Source organism: Bacteroides thetaiotaomicron VPI-5482 (assembly GCF_000011065.1).
GTDB lineage: Bacteria > Bacteroidota > Bacteroidia > Bacteroidales > Bacteroidaceae > Bacteroides > Bacteroides thetaiotaomicron.
Genome location: NC_004663.1, coordinates 4,895,734 through 4,917,226, shown reverse-complemented (window position 1 = coordinate 4,917,226; position 21,493 = coordinate 4,895,734). Strand labels below are relative to the sequence as shown.

The window sequence follows — 21,493 nt, the reverse complement described above, 5'->3', positions numbered from 1 at the left end:
ATTTAATAGTATTCCAGTTCTCCTTAAAGGTTAAATTCCCCGCTATTAAAATCAAGATAAAAATCAAGAAAACAATAACTGGAGAACGAACTTCCTTTTTTACTTCTTTGGCATAGACATTTACTCATATATAAACTAAATGCGACACTATCATATCTTTCTATTTCATAAATTAAAACTGCTACTGGTAGGGATAAAGAGAAAAATCCTCCAATTACTCAGTATTATTTTTTTCGAATGAAAATTCGAAAAAATTCTAATTGTTGCCATACCACTCCAATAATTATTGTACTTCTTCCAAGTGTTTGGTCCGGAATTCTTTTGGCGTGCATCCGTACTTTTCACGAAATACTTTAAAGAAAGTGACCTTATTAGAGAATCCGGCTTCGAATACAATTTCATCAATCGTCTTTTTCGTTTTCAGCAGCAAATCTTTCGCTACATACAAACGACACTCCTTAATCATAATCGTAGGACTTTCTTCCCCCATCTCCTCCATTTTCCGGTAAAGGCTGCGAACGCTGATAGCCAAATGATCGGCTATGAAACGGGGAGTCAGTTCCTTCTCCTGAATGTGGTCATTGATAATCTTCAGAACAGATTGCTGGAACTTTTTCGATTCCTTATGTGTCAGTTTACCATCTGTCTTTTCAAAAGAGCTGATTGCTGAACTGAAATAATCCTTCAGTACTTCCTTACGTTCCAACATCTGACAAACAGAGATACGGAGATATTCGGCATTAAACGGTTTGGTGATATACATCTCGGCTCCTGCAGAAAGTGCAGCCATCTGCTGTTCCATTTCATGCCGGCCGGAAACCATAATAATAGGTATATGTGACGTTTCCTTCACCGACTTAATCCGTTTCGTCAATTCGATACCGCCAACTCCCGGCATCATGATATCGCAAATGATCACATTCGGATAAACTTCATTCAATACCTGCTCCACCCGTTCCGGCTCCTGCAGGGTGACCACATTAAAATCGTTAGAGAAGATTTCCCCGATGAACCACAACATTTCCAGTTCATCATCAATCACCAGCAATGTAGGCCGCATCTTGTCAAATTCATAGTGAGGAAGTTTCAGCACCAGTTGCGACTCTATTTTTGGAATGTATTCCGAAGTGATTCGTTTAGAAGACGATACGCCGGTAGTCACTTCCAGCGGAGGCAATGACAAAGTAAACAATACCCAGCCGTCAGGCGTATTTTCCACCTTCAGCGTACCATTCAGCAATTTCGCCATATTGTAGGAAATGGCAAGTCCCAGCCCATTACGGGAGAAGTTCTTTTCATCCTGGTTTTCAAAGCTATCCAGGATAGCATAACGGTTGAAAACATATTGAAAGTCTTCTTCTTTAATCGTACTTCCTTCATTGGCCACCCGGAGAACCAGCAGGTTTTCATCGTTGGTATCCACTTCTATTTTGATACTTTTCCCATCCGGAGTATACTTGAAGGCATTGGATATCAGATTGATAATAATAGTATTCAGAAAACCTTTGTCTGAGTTCCAGGAAACTTGCTCGGGTATCTTGCTCAGGAACGTGATATTCCGGGATTTAGCCATATCGACAAAGGTCTTGGCCGTATTTTTCATTAAGGAAGATACATTCAGGGCTTCGATCCTCACTTCCCGGTTTCCGGTTTCGATACGACGGAATTCGATCAGTTCATGAATCAGGTTATTCAAACGTTCCGCGTTCGTCTGAATCATCTGAACATAATCGACTACGAATTTACTGAGTCCTTTTGATGAAAGGATACGTCCGCAAGGACCGTAGATAAGAGTCAACGGGGTACAGAACTCGTGAGCTATATTAGTGAAGAAACGAAGTTTCGACTCAAATACATTCTTTTGATGGCGTTTCTCTATTTCATTCAGCAGTTCCTGCTTTTTCCGTTTGGTGCGGAGAATAAACGAACGTACCAGCATGGCGGCTATCATAAGCAGACATAAAGAATAAATGAGATATGCCCACCAAGAGGCGTACCACGGGTCACCGATCCGTATCAACAAAGAATAGACTTCACTTTCTTTATCGAATACACTATTGTAGTACTTCACCAATAACGTATACTCACCGGGAGCCATGTTCGTGAAAGAGACAGAACTTTCTTTACCATTATTAATCCACTGGTCACTCAATCCTTTCAGTTTATAAGAATAGGTGCAGTTATTTCCGTTCAGATAATCGACAGAGGTGAATGAAACGGCAAAGAAGTTCTGGTCGTATTTCAAATTCAGTACTTCATTCTCTTTTTTACGGGTGATAAACTCTCCAAGATTGTATTGTTCTCCAAAGATAGAGAGTTTGTCAAAGTAGATGGGAGGCATATAAAGCTGTTCGGGACGTCCGTCTGCCTGAATAGCTACAAAGCCGTTGATTCCTCCAAAAAACAGTATACCCGTTTGCGGGTCTCTGTAGGAAGCTCCGTCACTAAATTCGACGACTTTAAGCCCGTCGCCAAAGCCGTAAGAGCGGAATACATTTCTTTTGGTATCAAAATTAATCAATCCCTGATTCGTACTCAGCCAGAAGTTATCGGACGAATGCCTCAGAATGGCATGAATAGTACTGTTCAGAAAACCGTCTTTCGCATTAAACAGTTGATAAGAGTTTTCTGAGGCATACTTGATGACTCCATAAGTAGTACCGATCAAATAATTGTCCGCATCATCTTTTATAATAGGTACTACCTTGTTCAAGTTCATATTCTCATACTTATGAGTGGTCAGCGGTTCCAATCCGTTGATCGTTTCATTGAAGCGGTATACCCCGTATCCCATATTGCCGAACAACAGGTTCAGACTGTCCCCCTTGCAGATCGTAAAGAAGTAATTAGAGCCGAATTCTCCGCCATTGACCACATATCGTTGTAACTTTTCAAGAACCGGATGATCCGGTGTACCTCCGATACGCGCTCTGACTACTCCCATCCCCACACTGGCCAGCCACAATTCCGAGTCCTCCGTTTCATAAATATCATGTATGTATTTGAATTCCTCATTATCAATCCAGAGAGGAAGTTTCTTGATACGGCGTTCACGATACGAATAAAAGTTCAGTCCTTCTTCATCACCGATCCATAGCAAGTTACGGTTACTTTCTCTGATACAGTAGACCGCATTACTGCCTAAACCACTGTTCGATGTTGTCAGTATCTCCGAGCGGCAGTCCGAGATATTCTTTTGTACCTCATAATCAAAAATTTTAAGTATTCCATTCCCTTTGGTACCGATCCAAAAAGTACGCTCCTTGTCAAGCAGCAAAGCACGCACGGGCCGTTCTATCTTTTCGGTATAGTTATTCAGTACCACCGATTTTATAGAATAAAGAGGATTTGAGTAAAGATAAACGCCCTGCCCATCCGTACCAATCCAGACAACATCCTGAAAGCGGTCTTTTATCAGGCTGAATGTTCCGCTATTTATAGGTAAGGTCTGAATCTGATATTCACCGCTGCCCTTTTGTTTTTCCAACGTCAGAACACCGTCCATCATTAAGCCGACAAAAAAGCTATCATGATATTTAACAATGGAGGAAATCTTGTCATGCGCCTGTATGTTCGCTCCCAGGTTAGCTATAAATTCATTCTTTTTACTCTCAATATGAAAGGCATAGAGATTGTATTCTTTATCCACATAGTAAACGGCGGCGTCATCGTAAAAGCTACAAATCAATGGCGTGTGATGATCCAAACCGCTTTTCTGCGATACTAAAGTGATATTCTCCGTCAGAGGGTCCTGTTGCAGGTCATAACACCGGTTATACCCTTTCATCATCACCCACATACGGTTATTTTTATCAAAGAAGAAAGTAATGACATCCGATATCGGGATACCAGTCACATTGATTTTCTTAAAGATGCCTTCCTTCTTATGAAAATAATAGATGCAGTTGGTGTCTTTAATGATAAACAAGGTGCTATGATTATCCTTATTCATCAAGAAGAGTTTCTGAAACTCATTAAAGCGTGTAATGGAGTTCGTTTTACGGTCCAGACGAATCAGGCTATAATAGGTCTGGAACCAATAAGTATCGTTGCCGGTATAGATAATATTATCAATTTGATTGCCGGATAAGTAATCCTCCTTGTCACGGGTCTTAAACTCTTCGATCTCCTGACCGTCATAGATATTGAGTCCGTCACAAGTGCCGATCCACATCAGTCCTTTGTCGTCCTGGCACAGAGAAGTAATAGAGCTGTTGGACATATATTCTTTGTCAGCAACCTGCTTCAGATTATAGGCACCGGCTGTATTCATCAGCAGATTAAGGCAGCAGAAGAAAAGTAAAATACAATGTTTTTTCATGGCATAGAATCCTTAGATTTGCAATATGACAAAGGTAAACAAAAAAACTTTCCAGCACTTTTTTGGCGCAGAATATATGTAAGAATGCGTGCCAGTTTGGTTAATTATAGCGCCACAGGGCGATTTAGTGTTTCGACTTCCGGTAGCGGCATTCCTTTTCTCTCTATTTTCGTCACAGAAACTAATTTTATTCATAAATTCATTTGTTCATGAAAACACATTTTTCATTTAAACACCTGTTATTTATTGGAGGTGCGGTGTTGTACAGCATGCAAATTTCTGCCGTCAAGAATCCGGTAGACTATGTCAGCACGCTGGTAGGAACGCAGTCCAAGTTTGAGTTATCGACCGGAAATACCTATCCGGCTACGGCACTGCCGTGGGGAATGAACTTCTGGACACCGCAAACCGGTAAAATGGGCGACGGTTGGGCATATACCTACAATGCCGACAAAATCCGGGGCTTCAAACAAACACATCAACCCAGCCCGTGGATGAACGACTACGGTCAGTTTTCCATCATGCCGATCACAGGCGGACTGGTATTCGACCAGGACCAACGTGCCAGCTGGTTCTCGCACAAGGCGGAGGTTGCCAAACCTTATTATTATAAGGTATATCTCGCAGACCACGACGTTACTACGGAACTCGTTCCGACGGAGCGTGCCGCTATGTTCCGTTTCACGTATCCGGAAACCAAGAACGCTTATGTCGTTATCGACGCATTCGACAAAGGCTCTTATGTAAAGGTGATTCCGGAAGAAAACAAGATCATCGGTTATTCTACCAAGAACAGCGGCGGAGTGCCGGAGAACTTCAAGAATTATTTTGTCATCCAGTTCGACAAGCCGTTTACCTTTACTTCCGGCGTGAAAGAGAACAACATTCTCCCGAACGAAACAGAAGTTCAGGGCAACCATACCGGAGCGATCATCGGATTCGCTACCCAGAAAGGGGAGATCGTTCACGCACGTGTAGCTTCTTCTTTTATCAGTTATGAGCAGGCGGAACTGAATCTCAAAGAATTGGGCAAGGATAGTTTCGACCAGCTGGTCACTAAAGGAAAAGACATCTGGAACCGTGAAATGAGCAAAGTAGATGTGGAAGACGATAATATCGACAATCTGCGCACTTTCTATTCCTGCCTCTATCGTTCGATGCTGTTCCCACGCAGCTTTTATGAAATAGACGCCAAAGGACAGGTCGTACACTACAGCCCTTACAACGGAAAAGTGCTACCGGGCTATATGTTTACGGATACCGGCTTCTGGGATACGTTCCGCTGTCTGTTCCCATTCTTGAACCTGATGTATCCGTCCATGAATCAGAAGATGCAGGAAGGACTGGTCAATGCGTACCTTGAAAGCGGATTCCTTCCGGAATGGGCAAGTCCCGGACACCGTGACTGTATGGTCGGCAACAACTCCGCTTCCGTAGTAGCCGACGCCTATATCAAAGGACTGCGCGGATATGACATCGAAACACTTTGGGAAGCATTGAAACATGACGCAAACGCCCATCTCCGCGGCACAGCTTCGGGCCGCCTTGCATACGACGCCTACAACAAACTGGGTTATGTCCCCAACAATATCGGTATAGGACAGAATGTTGCCCGTACGCTGGAATATGCGTACAACGACTGGACCATCTACACGCTAGGCAAGAAACTGGGCAAACCGGCAAGCGAAATCGACATCTTCAAACAACGTGCACTCAACTACAAGAACGTCTACCACCCGAAACGCAAACTGATGGTAGGCAAAGACGACAAAGGTGTGTTCAACCCCAAATTTGATGCAGTAGACTGGAGCGGCGAGTTCTGCGAAGGTAACAGCTGGCACTGGAGTTTCTGCGTATTCCATGATCCGCAAGGACTGATCGACCTGATGGGAGGCAAGAAAGAATTCAACAACATGATGGATTCCGTCTTTGTCATTCCGGGCAAACAGGGTATGGAAAGCCGTGGCATGATCCACGAAATGCGTGAAATGCAGGTAATGAACATGGGACAGTACGCTCACGGCAACCAGCCTATCCAGCACATGGTTTATCTTTACAACTATTCGGGAGAACCGTGGAAGGCCCAGCATTGGGTTCGTGAAATCATGGACAAGCTCTACACGGCAGGCCCCGACGGATATTGCGGTGACGAAGACAACGGTCAGACTTCTGCCTGGTATGTCTTCTCGGCTTTAGGATTCTACCCCGTTTGTCCGGGAACAGATCAGTACATTCTGGGAACTCCCCTTTTCAAGTCAGCCAAGCTGCATCTGGAAAATGGAAAAACCGTCACAATAAAAGCAAGCAACAATAACACCGACAACCGTTATGTGAAGGATATGAAGGTAAATGGCAAGGCATTCACCCGCAATTATCTGACGCACGACCAATTACTGAAAGGAGCGAATATCCAGTATCAGATGAGTCCTACGCCGAACAAACAGCGGGGAACGACTGAAAAAGATATTCCCTATTCCCTTTCATTTGAATAAAATGTCGTACTTTTGAATGCTTTAATGAATGATCTAATCCAAACAAACTAAAGAAAACATGAAACTAAGAAACCTTTTATTTATCGTTCTTGCAGCGATAGTCTTCTGCAACTGTCAGAGCTATCAGCCTACTTCGCTCACCGTTGCCTCCTACAACCTGAGAAATGCCAACGGTTCCGACTCCGCCCGTGGAGACGGATGGGGACAGCGTTATCCGGTGATTGCCCAGATGGTGCAATATCACGATTTCGATATTTTCGGCACACAGGAATGCTTCCTTCACCAACTGAAAGACATGAAAGAAGCCCTTCCCGGTTATGACTATATCGGCGTAGGCCGCGACGACGGTAAAGACAAAGGCGAACACTCCGCTATCTTCTACCGCACCGACAAATTCGACATCGTAGAAAAAGGAGATTTCTGGCTGTCGGAAACTCCGGACGTGCCGAGCAAAGGCTGGGATGCCGTATTGCCTCGTATTTGCAGCTGGGGGCACTTCAAATGCAAAGATACCGGTTTCGAGTTTCTGTTCTTCAATCTCCACATGGACCACATCGGCAAGAAAGCCCGTGTGGAGAGCGCTTTCCTCGTACAGGAAAAGATGAAAGAGCTGGGAAGAGGCAAGAATCTGCCGGCTATCCTGACGGGAGACTTCAACGTCGACCAGACCCACCAGTCCTACGACGCATTTGTCAGCAAAGGCGTCCTCTGTGATTCTTACGAGAAGTGCGACTACCGATATGCGCTCAACGGAACTTTCAACAACTTCGATCCGAACAGTTTTACCGAAAGCCGCATCGACCATATCTTCGTTTCACCTTCTTTCCACGTCAAGAGATACGGTGTGCTGACAGATACCTATCGGAGTGTACGGGAAAACAGTAAAAAGGAGGACGTGAGAGATTGTCCGGAAGAGATCACCATTAAGGCTTATGAAGCACGTACACCATCCGACCATTTCCCTGTAAAAGTGGAACTGGTGTTTGACCAACGTCAGCAAAAATAACCCCGAATACTTCATTTAATAATCTGATACCCATATGAGAAATATATGTTTTGTAGCCTGTATGTTGTTTTGCCTCGCTTCCGCTTCCGGAAAAACGGTGAAAAATCATCCTTTCGTGTCCATTGCCGACTCTATCCTCGACAATGTTCTGAATTTATATCAGACGGAAGACGGGCTGCTTACCGAAACATATCCCGTGAATCCCGACCAGAAAATCACTTATCTGGCAGGCGGAGCACAGCAGAACGGAACCTTGAAGGCCTCCTTTCTGTGGCCCTACTCAGGGATGATGTCCGGTTGCGTAGCCATGTACCAGGCTACCGGAGACAAGAAGTACAAGACGATACTGGAAAAGCGCATCCTGCCGGGACTGGAACAGTACTGGGACGGAGAACGCCTTCCGGCATGCTATCAGTCGTACCCTGTCAAATACGGTCAGCATGGACGCTACTACGATGACAACATCTGGATCGCACTGGATTATTGCGACTACTACCGCCTCACAAAGAAGGCCGACTATCTGAAAAAGGCCATTGCCCTGTACGAATACATCTACAGCGGCTGGAGTGACGAACTGGGCGGAGGAATCTTCTGGTGCGAACAGCAGAAAGAAGCGAAGCATACCTGCTCCAATGCCCCGTCAACAGTACTCGGCGTCAAGCTATACCGTCTGACGAAGGACAAAAAGTATCTGAACAAGGCCAAGGAAACTTACGCATGGACCAGAAAACACTTGTGTGATCCCGACGACTTCCTTTACTGGGACAATATCAACCTGAAAGGGAAAGTCTCGAAAGACAAGTACGCCTACAACAGTGGACAAATGATTCAGGCAGGTGTATTACTGTACGAAGAGACAGGAGACAAGGATTACTTGCGCGATGCCCAGAAGACAGCCGCGGGAACCGATGCCTTTTTCCGTTCGAAAGCAGATAAGAAAGACCCGTCAGTCAAGGTACACAAGGATATGTCGTGGTTTAACGTGATTCTGTTCAGAGGCTTCAAGGCGCTGGAGAAGATTGACCACAACCCGACTTATGTCCGTGCGATGGCAGAGAACGCGCTCCACGCATGGAGAAACTACCGGGATGCCAACGGATTACTGGGCAGAGACTGGTCAGGACATAACGAGGAACCTTATAAATGGCTGCTCGATAATGCCTGCCTGATCGAGCTGTTCGCTGAAATCGAGAAATAAAACATTGATTATTAACCCTTACATGAATTAAAGAAAACAATTACCATGAATATAACCAAAACACTTTGCCTCTGCGCAGCACTTTCGGGCGCTGCCGGCGTGCAAGCAATGGAAAACCGCGAATTTGTGACCCAGCAAGACAATACCCGGGTCAATAATTACCAGACCAACCGTCCCGAAGCCTCCAAGCGCTTATTCGTATCGCAGGAAGTGGAACGACAGATTGACCACATCAAGCAACTACTGACCAATGCGAAACTGGCATGGATGTTCGAGAACTGTTTTCCGAACACACTGGACACTACCGTTCACTTCGACGGAAAAGAGGACACTTTTGTATACACCGGAGACATCCACGCCATGTGGCTCCGCGACTCCGGTGCGCAGGTATGGCCCTATGTGCAGCTTGCCAATAAAGACCCCGAACTGAAAAAGATGCTGGCAGGAGTCATCAACCGCCAGTTTAAATGTATCAATATCGACCCGTACGCCAACGCCTTCAACATGAACTCCGAAGGAGGCGAATGGATGAGCGACCTGACGGACATGAAACCGGAACTTCACGAACGCAAATGGGAAATCGACTCTCTCTGCTACCCGATCCGCCTGGCATACCATTACTGGAAAACAACGGGCGATGCCAGCGTATTCTCCGACGAATGGCTGCAGGCCATTGCAAATGTGCTGAAGACTTTCAAGGAACAGCAGCGTAAGGACGACGCGAAAGGTCCGTACAGATTCCAGCGTAAGACCGAACGCGCACTCGACACCATGACCAATGACGGTTGGGGCAATCCGGTGAAACCTGTCGGACTGATTGCTTCCGCTTTCCGCCCTTCGGATGACGCTACGACTTTCCAGTTCCTCGTTCCTTCCAACTTCTTTGCCGTTACTTCCTTGCGCAAAGCTGCCGAAATTCTGAACACCGTGAACAGGAAACCGGCGCTGGCCAAAGAATGTACCGCACTGGCGGATGAAGTAGAAAAAGCATTAAAGAAATATGCTGTCTGCAACCATCCGAAATACGGTAAGATTTATGCTTTCGAGGTAGATGGCTTCGGCAATCAGCTACTGATGGACGACGCCAACGTGCCGAGTCTCATCGCTTTGCCTTATCTGGGTGACGTCAAAGTGACTGATCCGATTTATCAGAATACCCGCAAGTTTGTATGGAGCGAAGACAATCCTTACTTCTTCAAAGGCAGTGCCGGGGAAGGTATCGGAGGTCCGCATATCGGATATGACATGATATGGCCCATGAGTATCATGATGAAAGCCTTCACCAGCCAGAATGACGCAGAAATCAAAACTTGCATCAAAATGCTGATGGATACGGATGCAGGTACCGGCTTCATGCACGAATCATTCAACAAAAACGACCCGAAAAACTTTACCCGTGCATGGTTTGCATGGCAGAATACGTTGTTCGGAGAGCTGATCCTCAAACTGGTCAATGAAGGCAAAGTGGACTTATTGAACAGCATTCAGTAGTCTCTACTCCATCTTTACTTATAAGATAACTGCTTCATACGGTGAAACCGATAGTTCCATGCTTTGGAACCAATCGTTTCACTGTATGAAACAAGAGTTTCCATGCCTTTGGAACTAAAGTTTCAAGTCACTGGAACTAGAGTTTCAAGCTGCTGAAACTAAAGTTTCTCACTGATGAAACCACAGTTTCTCACCGATGAAACTTTGGTTTCTCGCCGATGAAACTTTAGTATCAAGGCGCAGAAACCGACCTTCTTCGCCGTAAGCGTCTCCGCGATGCCACAGTGACAGCAAAACTACTGTCACTCTGCTATCACACCTTGCCGTCACCTCATAACAATCACATAATCATCTATTTGCCCCCATTTATGTGACAGATGACAGCATATTTTTATTTTTTAATTTATATGTAGAGAGTATATATTACTCCCCCAATAATAATTATATAATATGAAATCAACCTTTTTATTTCTGGTTACTACAACCATGATGACTTGTACCGCCTTGGGACAACCTTCCAACGACAAAAAGAACGTATTACCCGACTGGGCGTTCGGAGGCTTCGAACGACCACAGGGAGCTAATCCGGTGATATCTCCTATAGAGAACACGAAATTCTATTGTCCGATGACACAGGATTACGTTGCATGGGAATCCAATGACACTTTCAATCCGGCTGCTACCCTGCATGACGGCAAGATTGTCGTGCTGTATCGGGCAGAAGATAAATCCGGTGTCGGTATCGGTCACCGTACCTCACGTCTCGGATACGCCACTTCGAGCGACGGCATTCACTTCAAGCGGGAAAAGACCCCGGTATTTTATCCGGATAACGATACTCAAAAGAAACTGGAATGGCCGGGCGGATGCGAAGACCCGCGTATCGCCGTCACAGCAGAAGGACTGTATGTGATGACCTATACGCAATGGAACCGCCACATTCCGCGTCTGGCAATAGCCACTTCCCGCAATCTGAAAGACTGGACAAAGCACGGTCCCGCTTTTGCCAAAGCGTATGACGGCAAGTTCTTCAATTTAGGATGCAAGTCCGGCTCCATTCTGACCGAAGTTGTCAATGGGAAACAGGTGATCAAGAAAATCGACGGAAAATACTTCATGTATTGGGGAGAGGAACATGTGTTTGCCGCCACTTCCGAAGATTTAGTCAACTGGACTCCATACGTAAATACGGACGGCTCGCTGAGAAAACTGTTTTCACCCCGTGACGGACACTTCGACAGCCAGCTGACGGAATGCGGTCCTCCAGCTATTTATACTCCAAAGGGAATCGTACTTCTGTATAATGGTAAAAACAGTGCAAGCAGAGGCGACAAACGCTATACCGCCAATGTTTACGCTGCCGGACAAGCCCTCTTCGACGCCAATGACCCGACCCGTTTCATCACCCGTCTCGACGAACCGTTCTTCCGCCCGATGGATAGTTTCGAAAAGAGCGGGCAGTATGTAGACGGAACGGTGTTCATCGAAGGGATGGTTTATTATAAGGATAAATGGTATCTGTATTATGGTTGCGCAGATTCCAAGGTGGGTATGGCTATCTACAATCCGAAGAAACCTGCTGCCGCAGATCCGCTGCCCTAAACAAACTGTTTCTTTCTACCCGACATAAATAAAACTGCAAGGATTACACAATTCTGAATGAACAGAGGTTGTGCTGATCCTTGCAGTTCTTATATTTATCAAGATTGATGCACAAAAAACATATTTCACTGCCAAAAAAGTAAACATTTGCGCCAACCATGCGAATTAGCCCTATCTGAAGGACCTTTTCCTCCACATTATTACTAATTTTATCACTATAGAAATAACACACAACAAATCAATAGTTATGAAAATAGTACAAACCTTTTGGCATGGAAATAATTCATTGTTAGACAATAGTTTTGGATGGATGAATCCACAATACCATTTAATGTCATGGGCATTAAGTTGTCTTTCTTTAAAAGACAACTATCAAAATATCGTTTTATATACCGATTCCCATGGATATGAAATCTTTGCCGAACAATTGAAACTACCGTATACAGATATCATCATTCAATACGACAATCTAACTTGCCCTGAACCTCATTGGGCATATCCCAAGTTATTAACCTATTCACTCCAAAAAGAACCCTTCATACATGTAGACGGAGATGTATATTTGCCTAATAAACTAGACAACACCATAGAGATGAGTGAATTGATTGCTCAGAACAAAGAAATAGGAAGCAGTTATTATAAAAGTATGATGAATCATATTCTACAAAAAGATTTATTAATGCCATCCTTCCTAAAAAAAGAATTAGAAAAAGACTCTATCATGTCATATAATGCAGGAATTATCGGAGGAAATGACTTGGAGTTTATAGCTGAATACTGCCGGACTGCATTTAACTTTATCGAATCAAACCATTTAAATGATATAAACAGCAAAGATATTCACATAAATAACAATATCCTCTTTGAACAAATATTGTTTTATGCCCAGTCAAACAGTTATAACAAACCTGTGGCAACAGTCCTTGATCACAGCGTTCGTGACAATGGATACATTTATGATGATTTCTGTAATTTTTATCTATACGACAAAGCCAAACTATTACATATCATCGGCGGACATAAAAAGAACCAACGGATTTGTGATTTACTTAGCAAAACTCTATTAAATAAATATCCTGACTATTACAATAGAGTAGTAGAATTGTTCGCGAATAATCATAAGCGAATGCAAAACAAGGCTAAAAATACTACCTTCCCCGATTTGAGTGTACAAATGTGTATTGCATCCTATCAAGATTATCTTCATTCTTTGTCCAAAAAATGGGAAAAGCTATCTTATACCGATCTGTATGATTGGGAGAAATGCTCATCTTCCTATTTCATGTTTCTAAATGCCGGAAAAGAGGAACAAGCCATATTTACTATTAATAGAAATCCCTACCTATCCATTTACGAAATTCCGGAACCCTGGCCGACAGAAGCAAAAAAACTGCTTAAAGAACGTATAAACAAAGAGTGCCATTCAGACCACTTTGATATAGTATGCATTCCATGTCTGCTATATGAGGGTTTTAAAGAAGTGCTTATTAACGATTTATGTTATAATATTCTGATTCTCATAGAAGAAGAGAAGACATTTGAATGTCTGTTCAACGAATTGCTACCTTGTTTTTCATCTGAAATCAGCAAAGATAAAGAACAAACTTACAAATTAATTCTGACGGAAGTAGAATATCTTCTTTATCATGGGGTGATATGTATCAATTGATTTCAACTTAAACAAGTGTATAAACTTATCTATGCATCCAAAAGAAACGACTTTATTTATAAACACTAAAATTATCATGTATTATGGAAAAGAAAAGTAAAGCGGAGAAATTAAAATTAAGAGGGATCAACCAAACCATATTGATCTCCAGTTACAATTCAGGGGCAGGTACAGGTCCCAATGATTGCATGACAGAAGAAGTTTATCAACGGCTTAATGCCCAAGGAGCCTTAGATACCACCGTCTATGTATGTGGCATTGGATGGATGACACCGGACGTAACTATCTACGGTAGCGGATCAGGTTTCGGTTCCGGTAGTGGTTCCGGCAGCGGTAGTGGTTCTGGCGAGTATTGGGGAAGCGGACACTGGGGAAGTGGAGATTGGGGAAGTGGTAGCGGGTGGACTGGTGGTGGAACTAGTGGTGGAGGAACTAGCGGTGGAGGAACTAGCGGTGATGGTCCGAAACCTGGAGGTGGAGACAAACCCGTTCCCAAAGATCCAATAGAATTAATGGACAAAAGTAGGTTTGTTGGTTGGAGAGAAGGAGCTAATTGCTTAAGTCTTTGCAAAGAAACACTAAAAAAATATGGATTATCCAATTACGGAAGTAGCTTAAATGTTTTTAAGCTAGTTGATTCTGCAAATGGATTATTAACAAACTGGGGAAATGATCCAGCTCAAAACTACAAAAATGCAATTGAATGTATCGATAAACATCTCAATGCAAAACGAGTTATCATAGTAGGAGTTGATTATGATCTCGATTTAAATCCAAACATCGACGGTACAGACCATTTTATTGTAGTTACAGGAAGAGGATATGATACTTCACGACAACAGTATTACTATACATTTATGGATAATGCAACTTCCAACTCTGATGATGGATGTAGCAACATTAATCGCCTTTACTACAAAACTGAAAATTTAAAGCTAGAGGGAAGCACAAAGGTTGCTAACAGATATTATACTGTAACTCAAGTAAGACCCAACGACGGTGGGAAATATGATACAACATCTTTATAATATAAAAATGTATAACCTAGAACGAAACGATAGAGTCCACTTTTACCGTGGACTCTATCATCATCTATAAATAATAATCAACCATGAAAAAAGTAGCAATTTTAATTATATTAATAATGGCAAGCGGACTATCTATGTATGGCCAAAACAGCTACAAAGTCACTTCTTTAGTGAAGCTATCGGATATAAAAGAAAAGAACTTGCAACGTGTATTCTATGTTTTTTCAAAAAATGAGTTCCTAAAGCTACCCATCAATTATGATATTTCATTCTTTGTTTACCAAGACAACAACAGTATCTCTCGTGATGATTTTGAACATACGAGAGCAGTAACTCAAGGTACATCTTATAGAATAAGCAATTCTCCATTCTATGCTAATCTTGACAAAAGAGACAAGAGACCTCCCATTGAAACAGTTCTTTCTCTCATTGAAGATACTAATGGAAAATATATCATGGGAATAGTCAGAACTTGGTCAGCTCTTCACGATATGGATAAACATTGGTTAGTTACATTCAATTTTGCAGGAGCAATCATTGACTACATTCCCATTTGTGAATGGCCTGGAACATGCAGCAAAGCTAGAACCATGGAAGCACAAATCAATAAAGATTTTACGGTGAATGTTCAACAGTTGAACTTTCCTGAAAATAATTACATCATTCAGTTCGATAGTATAAAAAGAAATTTTATACACCTAGATAACCTGAAAGGGCAACGTATAGATACTAAATATCAGATAATGCCGGATGGAAAGTTTAAAAAACTGGAAGAGGCATATTATCAACCGCAAATCTACACTCCGGACATGTTGAAGAGCAATGAAACCCTCATTCGATATAGAAGAGAAAATATTAAAGAAAAGAAAATATTTCAACAATAAAGACTATGAAAAACAGTTTAAGAATCCCACGAATTATCCACCAAACATGGAAAACAAAAGATGTACCTTCTCCTCTTGACCAACTGCCACAAACATGGAAAGAATATCTCCCGAATTGGGAATATATCCTATGGACAGATGAAATGAACAGGGAATTTGTCTGCAAACATTTCCCTGATTTCCTGGAGAAGTATGATACATATCCTTGTAACATACAAAGAGCAGACGCTATACGCTATCTTCTCTTGAAAGTTTATGGAGGATTGTACGTAGACATGGATTTCGAGTGCCTCGAAAATATTGAGTTCTTACTAGAAGGATCGGATTTTATCGTAGGTAAGGAACCCGACTGGCATGCTAAACGCTTTGGTTTTGAATATATCATTTGCAACGCTTTCATGGCGTCAACACCCGATAATGATTTTATCAACTTTGTATGCCAAAGGTTAATCAATCATTCCGGTGGGAAAGTTGTTAATAACGGATTTGATATACTGGATTCCACAGGCCCTTTCTTGCTAACGCATGCATTCAACGCATTTCCACATAAAGAAGACATACGTATCCTCGAATCAAAGACAATATATCCTATCGGACAATGGGAGGTAGAGAAAATAAAAAACAACCAGATTCCTAAAGAAATGGAAGAGCGTATCAATCAGGCTCATGCCATACACTATTTCTTTGGTACCTGGTTTGGTAAGTAACCTTTAAAAATAAAATAAATAATGATCCCAAAGAATATACACCTTATCTTTCTACGCAAAGATGAACCGTTCCCCGAACTATTCGAGAAATGCAAACAAGAAATACAAGTCAATCATCCGGACTGGAATATCCGCCTATATAATAAGGATGATGCACAGGATATATTAAATCAAGATTTACCTGAATACATCGAAGCCTATAATGCATTCTATCACAATGTACAAAAAGCAGACTTCTTAAGATTAGCCCTTGTATACCTCTATGGAGGATTCTATATGGATTTAGATATGTTAAGTTTAAAGCCACTTGATGAGTTGAGAAAGTATAATTTGGTTTTAGGAGAAGAGAAAATTGTCTGCCAGGCAGAGCAAGAAGCCTTGAATTTAAGATATCGACTTCGAATAGCCAACTATATGTTCGGTGGAATCCCTAAACATCCTTTTTTACACAGAATAATGGATGAAATGGCAGAAAGAGCCACAATAATCTTAAAATCGCAACAGGAGATTTTAGACATAACAGGTCCCGGCCTACTAACAGACACATATTGGGATAACTATGGAATGTATACAGACATCACATTATTAAGAAATACAGATAAAAGGTGCAGGCAACCTTATCACAATGAAATCTCATGCCACTTTGGAGATTATGCAGCTCATCTGCATGCCGGGACATGGAGAACGGGAATTTGAGTTTATATAACCAAGTTATGCAAGAAAAGCTATTTTATCAACAAACACTAAAAGAATCATTGTAAATTTCTTTTCTACATCAACTGCAATAAACGTAATGACCGGGAAACAAATGGAGAGCATATCATGGGAGTTATTACCGCAACATCTAAAAAACATGATAAGATAAAATGGTCAGAGAGTATTGATACTGGTTTGTCATTGCCGACACCTGCTGTACTTTCATTGTTCACAAACATATATTATAGAATGATAATCAGCTACTTATCTTATACCCTAATTATCCATAGAGTACTCTGAACAGACAAAATATATTTGCCTACATATTGGCACTACAAAGGACAGCTAATCATTCGAAATCCGCTATATTTGGACACGTTTTGAATGACAAAAAGCTTCTTGAGCAATCATTCTTTATGACTGACAAGATGCAGCCCGAACCGGACAAGAATACTTTCTAGATGTAAAGTGGTGCCAAAAAGGTAAATATCCGTGCCATTTCCATAAAGAAGTACTATTCTAAACCCTAATAGAATTAATTCCATTAGTTTTGTATAAATTTGTAAACTACTAAACTTGTTAAAAATAAACCATGATGAACAAAAAAGTAATTGCCGTAGCCCTCGCCCTTGCCTTAGCAGGAGGAAGCTATGCACAAGATGACACCGCGAAGAAAAAGGTGAAAGCCTATATGGTGTCGGACGCCCACCTCGACACCCAGTGGAACTGGGACATCCAGACAACAATCAACGAATATGTCTGGAATACCATTAGTCAGAACTTATTTCTGCTAAAGAAATATCCCGAATACGTTTTCAACTTTGAAGGGGGAGTGAAGTATGCGTGGATGAAGGAATACTATCCCGAACAGTATGAAGAGATGAAGAAATTCATCGAGGAAGGCCGCTGGCATATCGCCGGAAGTAGCTGGGAAGCAAGTGATGTGTTGGTTCCTTCCGTCGAAGCCTCCATCCGTAACATCATGCTCGGACAGACGTACTACCGGCAAGAGTTCGGAAAAGAAGGAACGGATATCTTCCTGCCGGACTGCTTCGGATTCGGATGGACGCTTCCCACCATTGCCGCACACTGCGGACTGATCGGCTTCTCTTCACAGAAGCTGGACTGGCGTAATCATCCCTTCTATGGAAAGAGCAAGCATCCGTTTACCATCGGACTCTGGAAGGGCATTGACGGCAAACAAGTAATGCTAGCCCACGGATATGACTACGGACGCAAATGGAACAACGAAGATCTCTCGAAGAATAAAGATCTGGAAAAATTAGCCCAACGTACTCCGCTCAATACGGTCTACCGCTATTATGGAACAGGGGATATCGGTGGCTCTCCTACTCTGGGTTCGGTACGTTCTGTAGAACAGGGAATCAAAGGTGATGGCCCGGTAGAGGTGATCAGTGCTACCAGCGATCAGTTGTTCAAAGATTATCTGCCGTTCAACAATCACCCGGAACTGCCGGTATTTGACGGAGAGTTATTGATGGATGTTCACGGAACAGGTTGCTATACTTCGCAGGCAGCCATGAAGCTGTACAACCGGCAAAACGAACAGTTGGGCGATGCAGCAGAAAGAGCGGCGGTCGCTGCCGAATGGTTGGGTACTGCCAGCTATCCGCAACACACGCTGACGGAGGCATGGAAACGTTTCATCTTCCATCAATTCCATGATGACCTGACGGGAACGAGTATCCCCCGTGCCTATGAGTTCTCATGGAACGATGAACTGATCTCTCTAAAACAATTCTCACAAGTACTGACTTCTTCCGTCAACGCCATTGCCGGACAGATGGATACACGCGTGAAAGGAACGCCTGTCGTTCTTTATAATGCAAACGCTTTCCCGGTATCGGACTTGACAGAGATCATCCTCGAACAGCCTAAAACCCCGAAAGGCTTCACTGTATACAATGCACAAGGCAAGAAAGTCGCTTCGCAAATGATCGGTTACGAGAACGGACGTGCTCACATCCTGGTTGCAGCGTCACTGCCCGCAAACAGTTATGCAGTGTACGATGTCCGCACCGGAGGATCTGAAAAAACGATCTCTCCTTCAGCCGCCTCAGCCATCGAAAACTCCGTCTACAAAATCACACTGGATAAAAACGGAGATATCATCTCACTGACCGACAAGCGCAACAACAAAGAACTCGTAAAAGATGGAAAAGCGATTCGCCTGGCACTCTTCACCGAAAACAAGTCGTACGCATGGCCTGCATGGGAAATCCTGAAAGAGACCATCGACCGTGAACCTGTCTCCATCACAGACGGCGCAAAGATCACTTTAGTGGAAAACGGCGCACTCCGTAAAGCACTCTGCATTGAGAAGAAGTATGGCAAATCGCTCTTCAAGCAATACATCCGCCTCTACGAAGGCAGCCGTGCCGACCGCATAGATTTCTATAACGAAATAGACTGGCAGTCAACAAACACACTGCTGAAAGCAGAGTTTCCTCTGAATATAGAAAATGAAAAGGCTACTTACGATCTGGGAATCGGCAGCGTGGAAAGAGGTAATAATGTACAGACCGCTTACGAAGTATATGCGCAGCAATGGGCAGACCTGACCGATAAGAACAACAGCTACGGTGTATCGATCCTAAATGACAGTAAATATGGCTGGGATAAACCGGATAACAACACGATCCGTCTGACTCTTCTCCATACACCGGAAACAAAAGGAAATTACGCTTATCAGGATCACCAGGACTTCGGCTTCCATACATTTACTTATAGCCTCACAGGACATAACGGAGCACTTGACAAACCCGCCACCGCCATCAAAGCTGAAATTCTGAATCAGCCGATCAAAGCCTTCAGCAGTCCGAAACATGCCGGAACACTAGGTAAAGAATTTGCTTTTGTACGTTCAAGCAACGATCAAGTCGTTATCAAAGCGCTGAAAAAAGCGGAAGTATCCGATGAATATGTAGTACGTGTATATGAAACAGGAGGCGCAGCTCCGCAACAGGCAGCCATCACCTTCGCCGGTGAAATAGAGAAGGCAGTACTTGCAGACGGTACGGAAAAAGAGATCGGCAGTGCTGACTTCAACAAGAACCAGCTGAATGTATCCATCGCTCCCTACAGCATACAGACATTTAAAGTGAAGCTGAAGAAAAAAGCTGATCTTCAAGCTCCGGCATGCGCTTATCTTCCTTTGGACTATGATCGCAGATGTTTCAGTTGGAATGCTTTCCGCAAAGAAGGGAACTTCGAATCGGGCAACAGCTATGCAGCAGAACTTCTCCCCGACTCCATCCTGAAAGCCGACGGCATTCCTTTCCGCTTGGGAGAGAAAGAAATTGCCAATGGTTTGACTTGCAAAGGCAATGTACTTCAGTTGCCAACCGGACATTCTTACAACCGTATCTATTTCCTGGCAGCCTCTGCCGGTGAAGATGCAGTTGCTACCTTCAGCACCGGTAACAACTCACAGGAAATCACCGTACCTTCCTATACCGGTTTTATCGGTCAGTGGGAGCATCTGGGACATACGGAAGGCTTCCTGAAAGATGCAGAAATCGCTTATGTCGGCACTCACCGTCATGCTTCTGACAAAGATGAGGCTTATGAGTTTACGTATATGTTCAAGTTTGGCATGGATATTCCTAAAGGAGCGACTACGGTTACTTTGCCGGATCATGCAGATATCGTATTATTTGCCGCAACGCTGGTTAATGAGAAGTATCCGGCAGTAACTCCGGCCTCGGAATTGTTCCGCACAGCCTTGAAAGCAGACAATGGAGAAGAAGCGACGACTAAAACAAACCTGTTGAAACAAGCCAAACTAATCAAATGTTCCGGTGAAACCAACGAAAAAGAAGTTGCAAGATATGCCGTAGACGGTGATGTGAAGACGAAATGGTGTGATACAAGCACGGCTCCCAACTACATTGACTTCGACTTCGGAAAGGAACAGACGATCCGTGGATGGAAGTTGGTAAATGCCGGAAATGAAGGCAGCGTCTTTATCACTCATACCTGCTTCTTACAAGGCAGAAACAGTCCGGACGAAGAATGGAAAACGATTGATGAACTGAGTGATAACAAGAAAAACACGGTAGTTCGCCAGTTTAAGCCGACTTCGGTACGTTACGTCAGACTGCTGGTTACACAATCTACACAAAACAACAGTCTGAAGGCTGCAAGAATCTACGAGTTGGAGGTTTATTGATAAACCGAAAATAAAACAGAAGTAATATCTCACAAACAAAAAGAAGGCGTATCAAAAGTCAAAAGTAACTAAACCCTCCTCCTTCAGGAAGGAGGAGTACCCGTAGGAGGGGAGTTTAGTTACTACTGACTTTTGATACGCCTTCTTTTTTCATCTCCATATCTGTCATTGACAATAAGAAAACGCCTTCAAATATATGCTTCCGCA

The 21,493-nt window shown here is 43.2% G+C and carries 11 protein-coding genes and 1 pseudogene; 11 read left to right on the top strand and 1 reads right to left on the bottom strand.

Annotated elements, in window-relative coordinates; genetic code table 11:
* Nucleotides 1-283 precede the first annotated feature (283 nt).
* On the bottom strand, nt 284-4,321 hold the full coding sequence (locus tag BT_RS19090; protein WP_011108970.1) for a hybrid sensor histidine kinase/response regulator transcription factor: 4,038 nt from the start codon (nt 4,319-4,321) through the stop codon (nt 284-286).
* A gap of 209 nt (nt 4,322-4,530) precedes the next feature.
* Here BT_RS19090 and BT_RS19085 point away from each other — a divergent pair, with 209 nt between their 5' ends.
* The 11 genes and pseudogenes from BT_RS19085 (at nt 4,531) to BT_RS19035 (ending at nt 21,286) form a co-directional block, all read left to right on the top strand.
* Nucleotides 4,531-6,813, top strand: a complete 2,283-nt coding sequence (locus tag BT_RS19085; protein ID WP_008762721.1) for a GH92 family glycosyl hydrolase — start codon at nt 4,531-4,533, stop codon at nt 6,811-6,813.
* A gap of 58 nt (nt 6,814-6,871) precedes the next feature.
* Nucleotides 6,872-7,819 carry an endonuclease/exonuclease/phosphatase family protein gene (locus tag BT_RS19080; RefSeq protein WP_011108968.1) on the top strand — a complete coding sequence of 316 codons (948 nt, stop codon included), beginning with the start codon at nt 6,872-6,874 and terminating at the stop codon, nt 7,817-7,819.
* Nucleotides 7,820-7,853: 34 nt separating this feature from the next.
* Entirely contained in the window at nt 7,854-9,017 is a 1,164-nt protein-coding gene (locus BT_RS19075; protein WP_011108967.1) for a glycoside hydrolase family 76 protein, read from the top strand.
* 168 nt (nt 9,018-9,185) lie between these two features.
* Nucleotides 9,186-10,508: pseudogene (locus BT_RS19070) on the top strand (glycoside hydrolase family 125 protein); the annotation flags it as partial.
* Nucleotides 10,509-10,958: 450 nt separating this feature from the next.
* A complete protein-coding gene (locus BT_RS19065) occupies nt 10,959-12,110 on the top strand; it encodes a glycoside hydrolase family 130 protein (RefSeq protein ID WP_008762717.1) in 1,152 nt (383 codons plus the stop codon).
* A 247-nt stretch (nt 12,111-12,357) separates the two neighbouring features.
* Entirely contained in the window at nt 12,358-13,779 is a 1,422-nt protein-coding gene (locus tag BT_RS19060; protein WP_008762716.1) for a DUF6734 family protein, read from the top strand.
* 83 nt (nt 13,780-13,862) lie between these two features.
* Nucleotides 13,863-14,807: a hypothetical protein gene (locus BT_RS19055; protein ID WP_008766950.1), complete on the top strand. Its 945-nt coding sequence runs from the start codon at nt 13,863-13,865 to the stop codon at nt 14,805-14,807.
* 83 nt (nt 14,808-14,890) lie between these two features.
* Complete coding sequence (locus BT_RS19050) at nt 14,891-15,691, top strand: hypothetical protein (protein ID WP_008766951.1); 801 nt, start codon at nt 14,891-14,893, stop codon at nt 15,689-15,691.
* 5 nt (nt 15,692-15,696) lie between these two features.
* Nucleotides 15,697-16,398 (top strand): glycosyltransferase family 32 protein, encoded by a 702-nt coding sequence (locus tag BT_RS19045; RefSeq protein WP_008766952.1) that lies wholly within the window; start codon nt 15,697-15,699, stop codon nt 16,396-16,398.
* Between the two features lie 21 nt (nt 16,399-16,419).
* On the top strand, nt 16,420-17,094 hold the full coding sequence (locus BT_RS19040; protein WP_008766953.1) for a glycosyltransferase family 32 protein: 675 nt from the start codon (nt 16,420-16,422) through the stop codon (nt 17,092-17,094).
* A 595-nt stretch (nt 17,095-17,689) separates the two neighbouring features.
* The gene (locus BT_RS19035) at nt 17,690-21,286 is read left to right on the top strand and encodes a glycoside hydrolase family 38 C-terminal domain-containing protein (RefSeq protein WP_011108965.1); all 3,597 of its coding nucleotides are present in this window, start codon (nt 17,690-17,692) and stop codon (nt 21,284-21,286) included.
* Nucleotides 21,287-21,493: the final 207 nt, after the last annotated feature.

Coding starts and splice junctions, on each gene's coding strand:
- BT_RS19090 (WP_011108970.1), bottom strand. CDS start 4,321: ATGAAAAAACATTGTATTTTACTTTTCTTCTGCTGCCTTAATCTGCTG.
- BT_RS19085 (WP_008762721.1), top strand. CDS start 4,531: ATGAAAACACATTTTTCATTTAAACACCTGTTATTTATTGGAGGTGCG.
- BT_RS19080 (WP_011108968.1), top strand. CDS start 6,872: ATGAAACTAAGAAACCTTTTATTTATCGTTCTTGCAGCGATAGTCTTC.
- BT_RS19075 (WP_011108967.1), top strand. CDS start 7,854: ATGAGAAATATATGTTTTGTAGCCTGTATGTTGTTTTGCCTCGCTTCC.
- BT_RS19065 (WP_008762717.1), top strand. CDS start 10,959: ATGAAATCAACCTTTTTATTTCTGGTTACTACAACCATGATGACTTGT.
- BT_RS19060 (WP_008762716.1), top strand. CDS start 12,358: ATGAAAATAGTACAAACCTTTTGGCATGGAAATAATTCATTGTTAGAC.
- BT_RS19055 (WP_008766950.1), top strand. CDS start 13,863: ATGGAAAAGAAAAGTAAAGCGGAGAAATTAAAATTAAGAGGGATCAAC.
- BT_RS19050 (WP_008766951.1), top strand. CDS start 14,891: ATGAAAAAAGTAGCAATTTTAATTATATTAATAATGGCAAGCGGACTA.
- BT_RS19045 (WP_008766952.1), top strand. CDS start 15,697: ATGAAAAACAGTTTAAGAATCCCACGAATTATCCACCAAACATGGAAA.
- BT_RS19040 (WP_008766953.1), top strand. CDS start 16,420: ATGATCCCAAAGAATATACACCTTATCTTTCTACGCAAAGATGAACCG.
- BT_RS19035 (WP_011108965.1), top strand. CDS start 17,690: ATGAACAAAAAAGTAATTGCCGTAGCCCTCGCCCTTGCCTTAGCAGGA.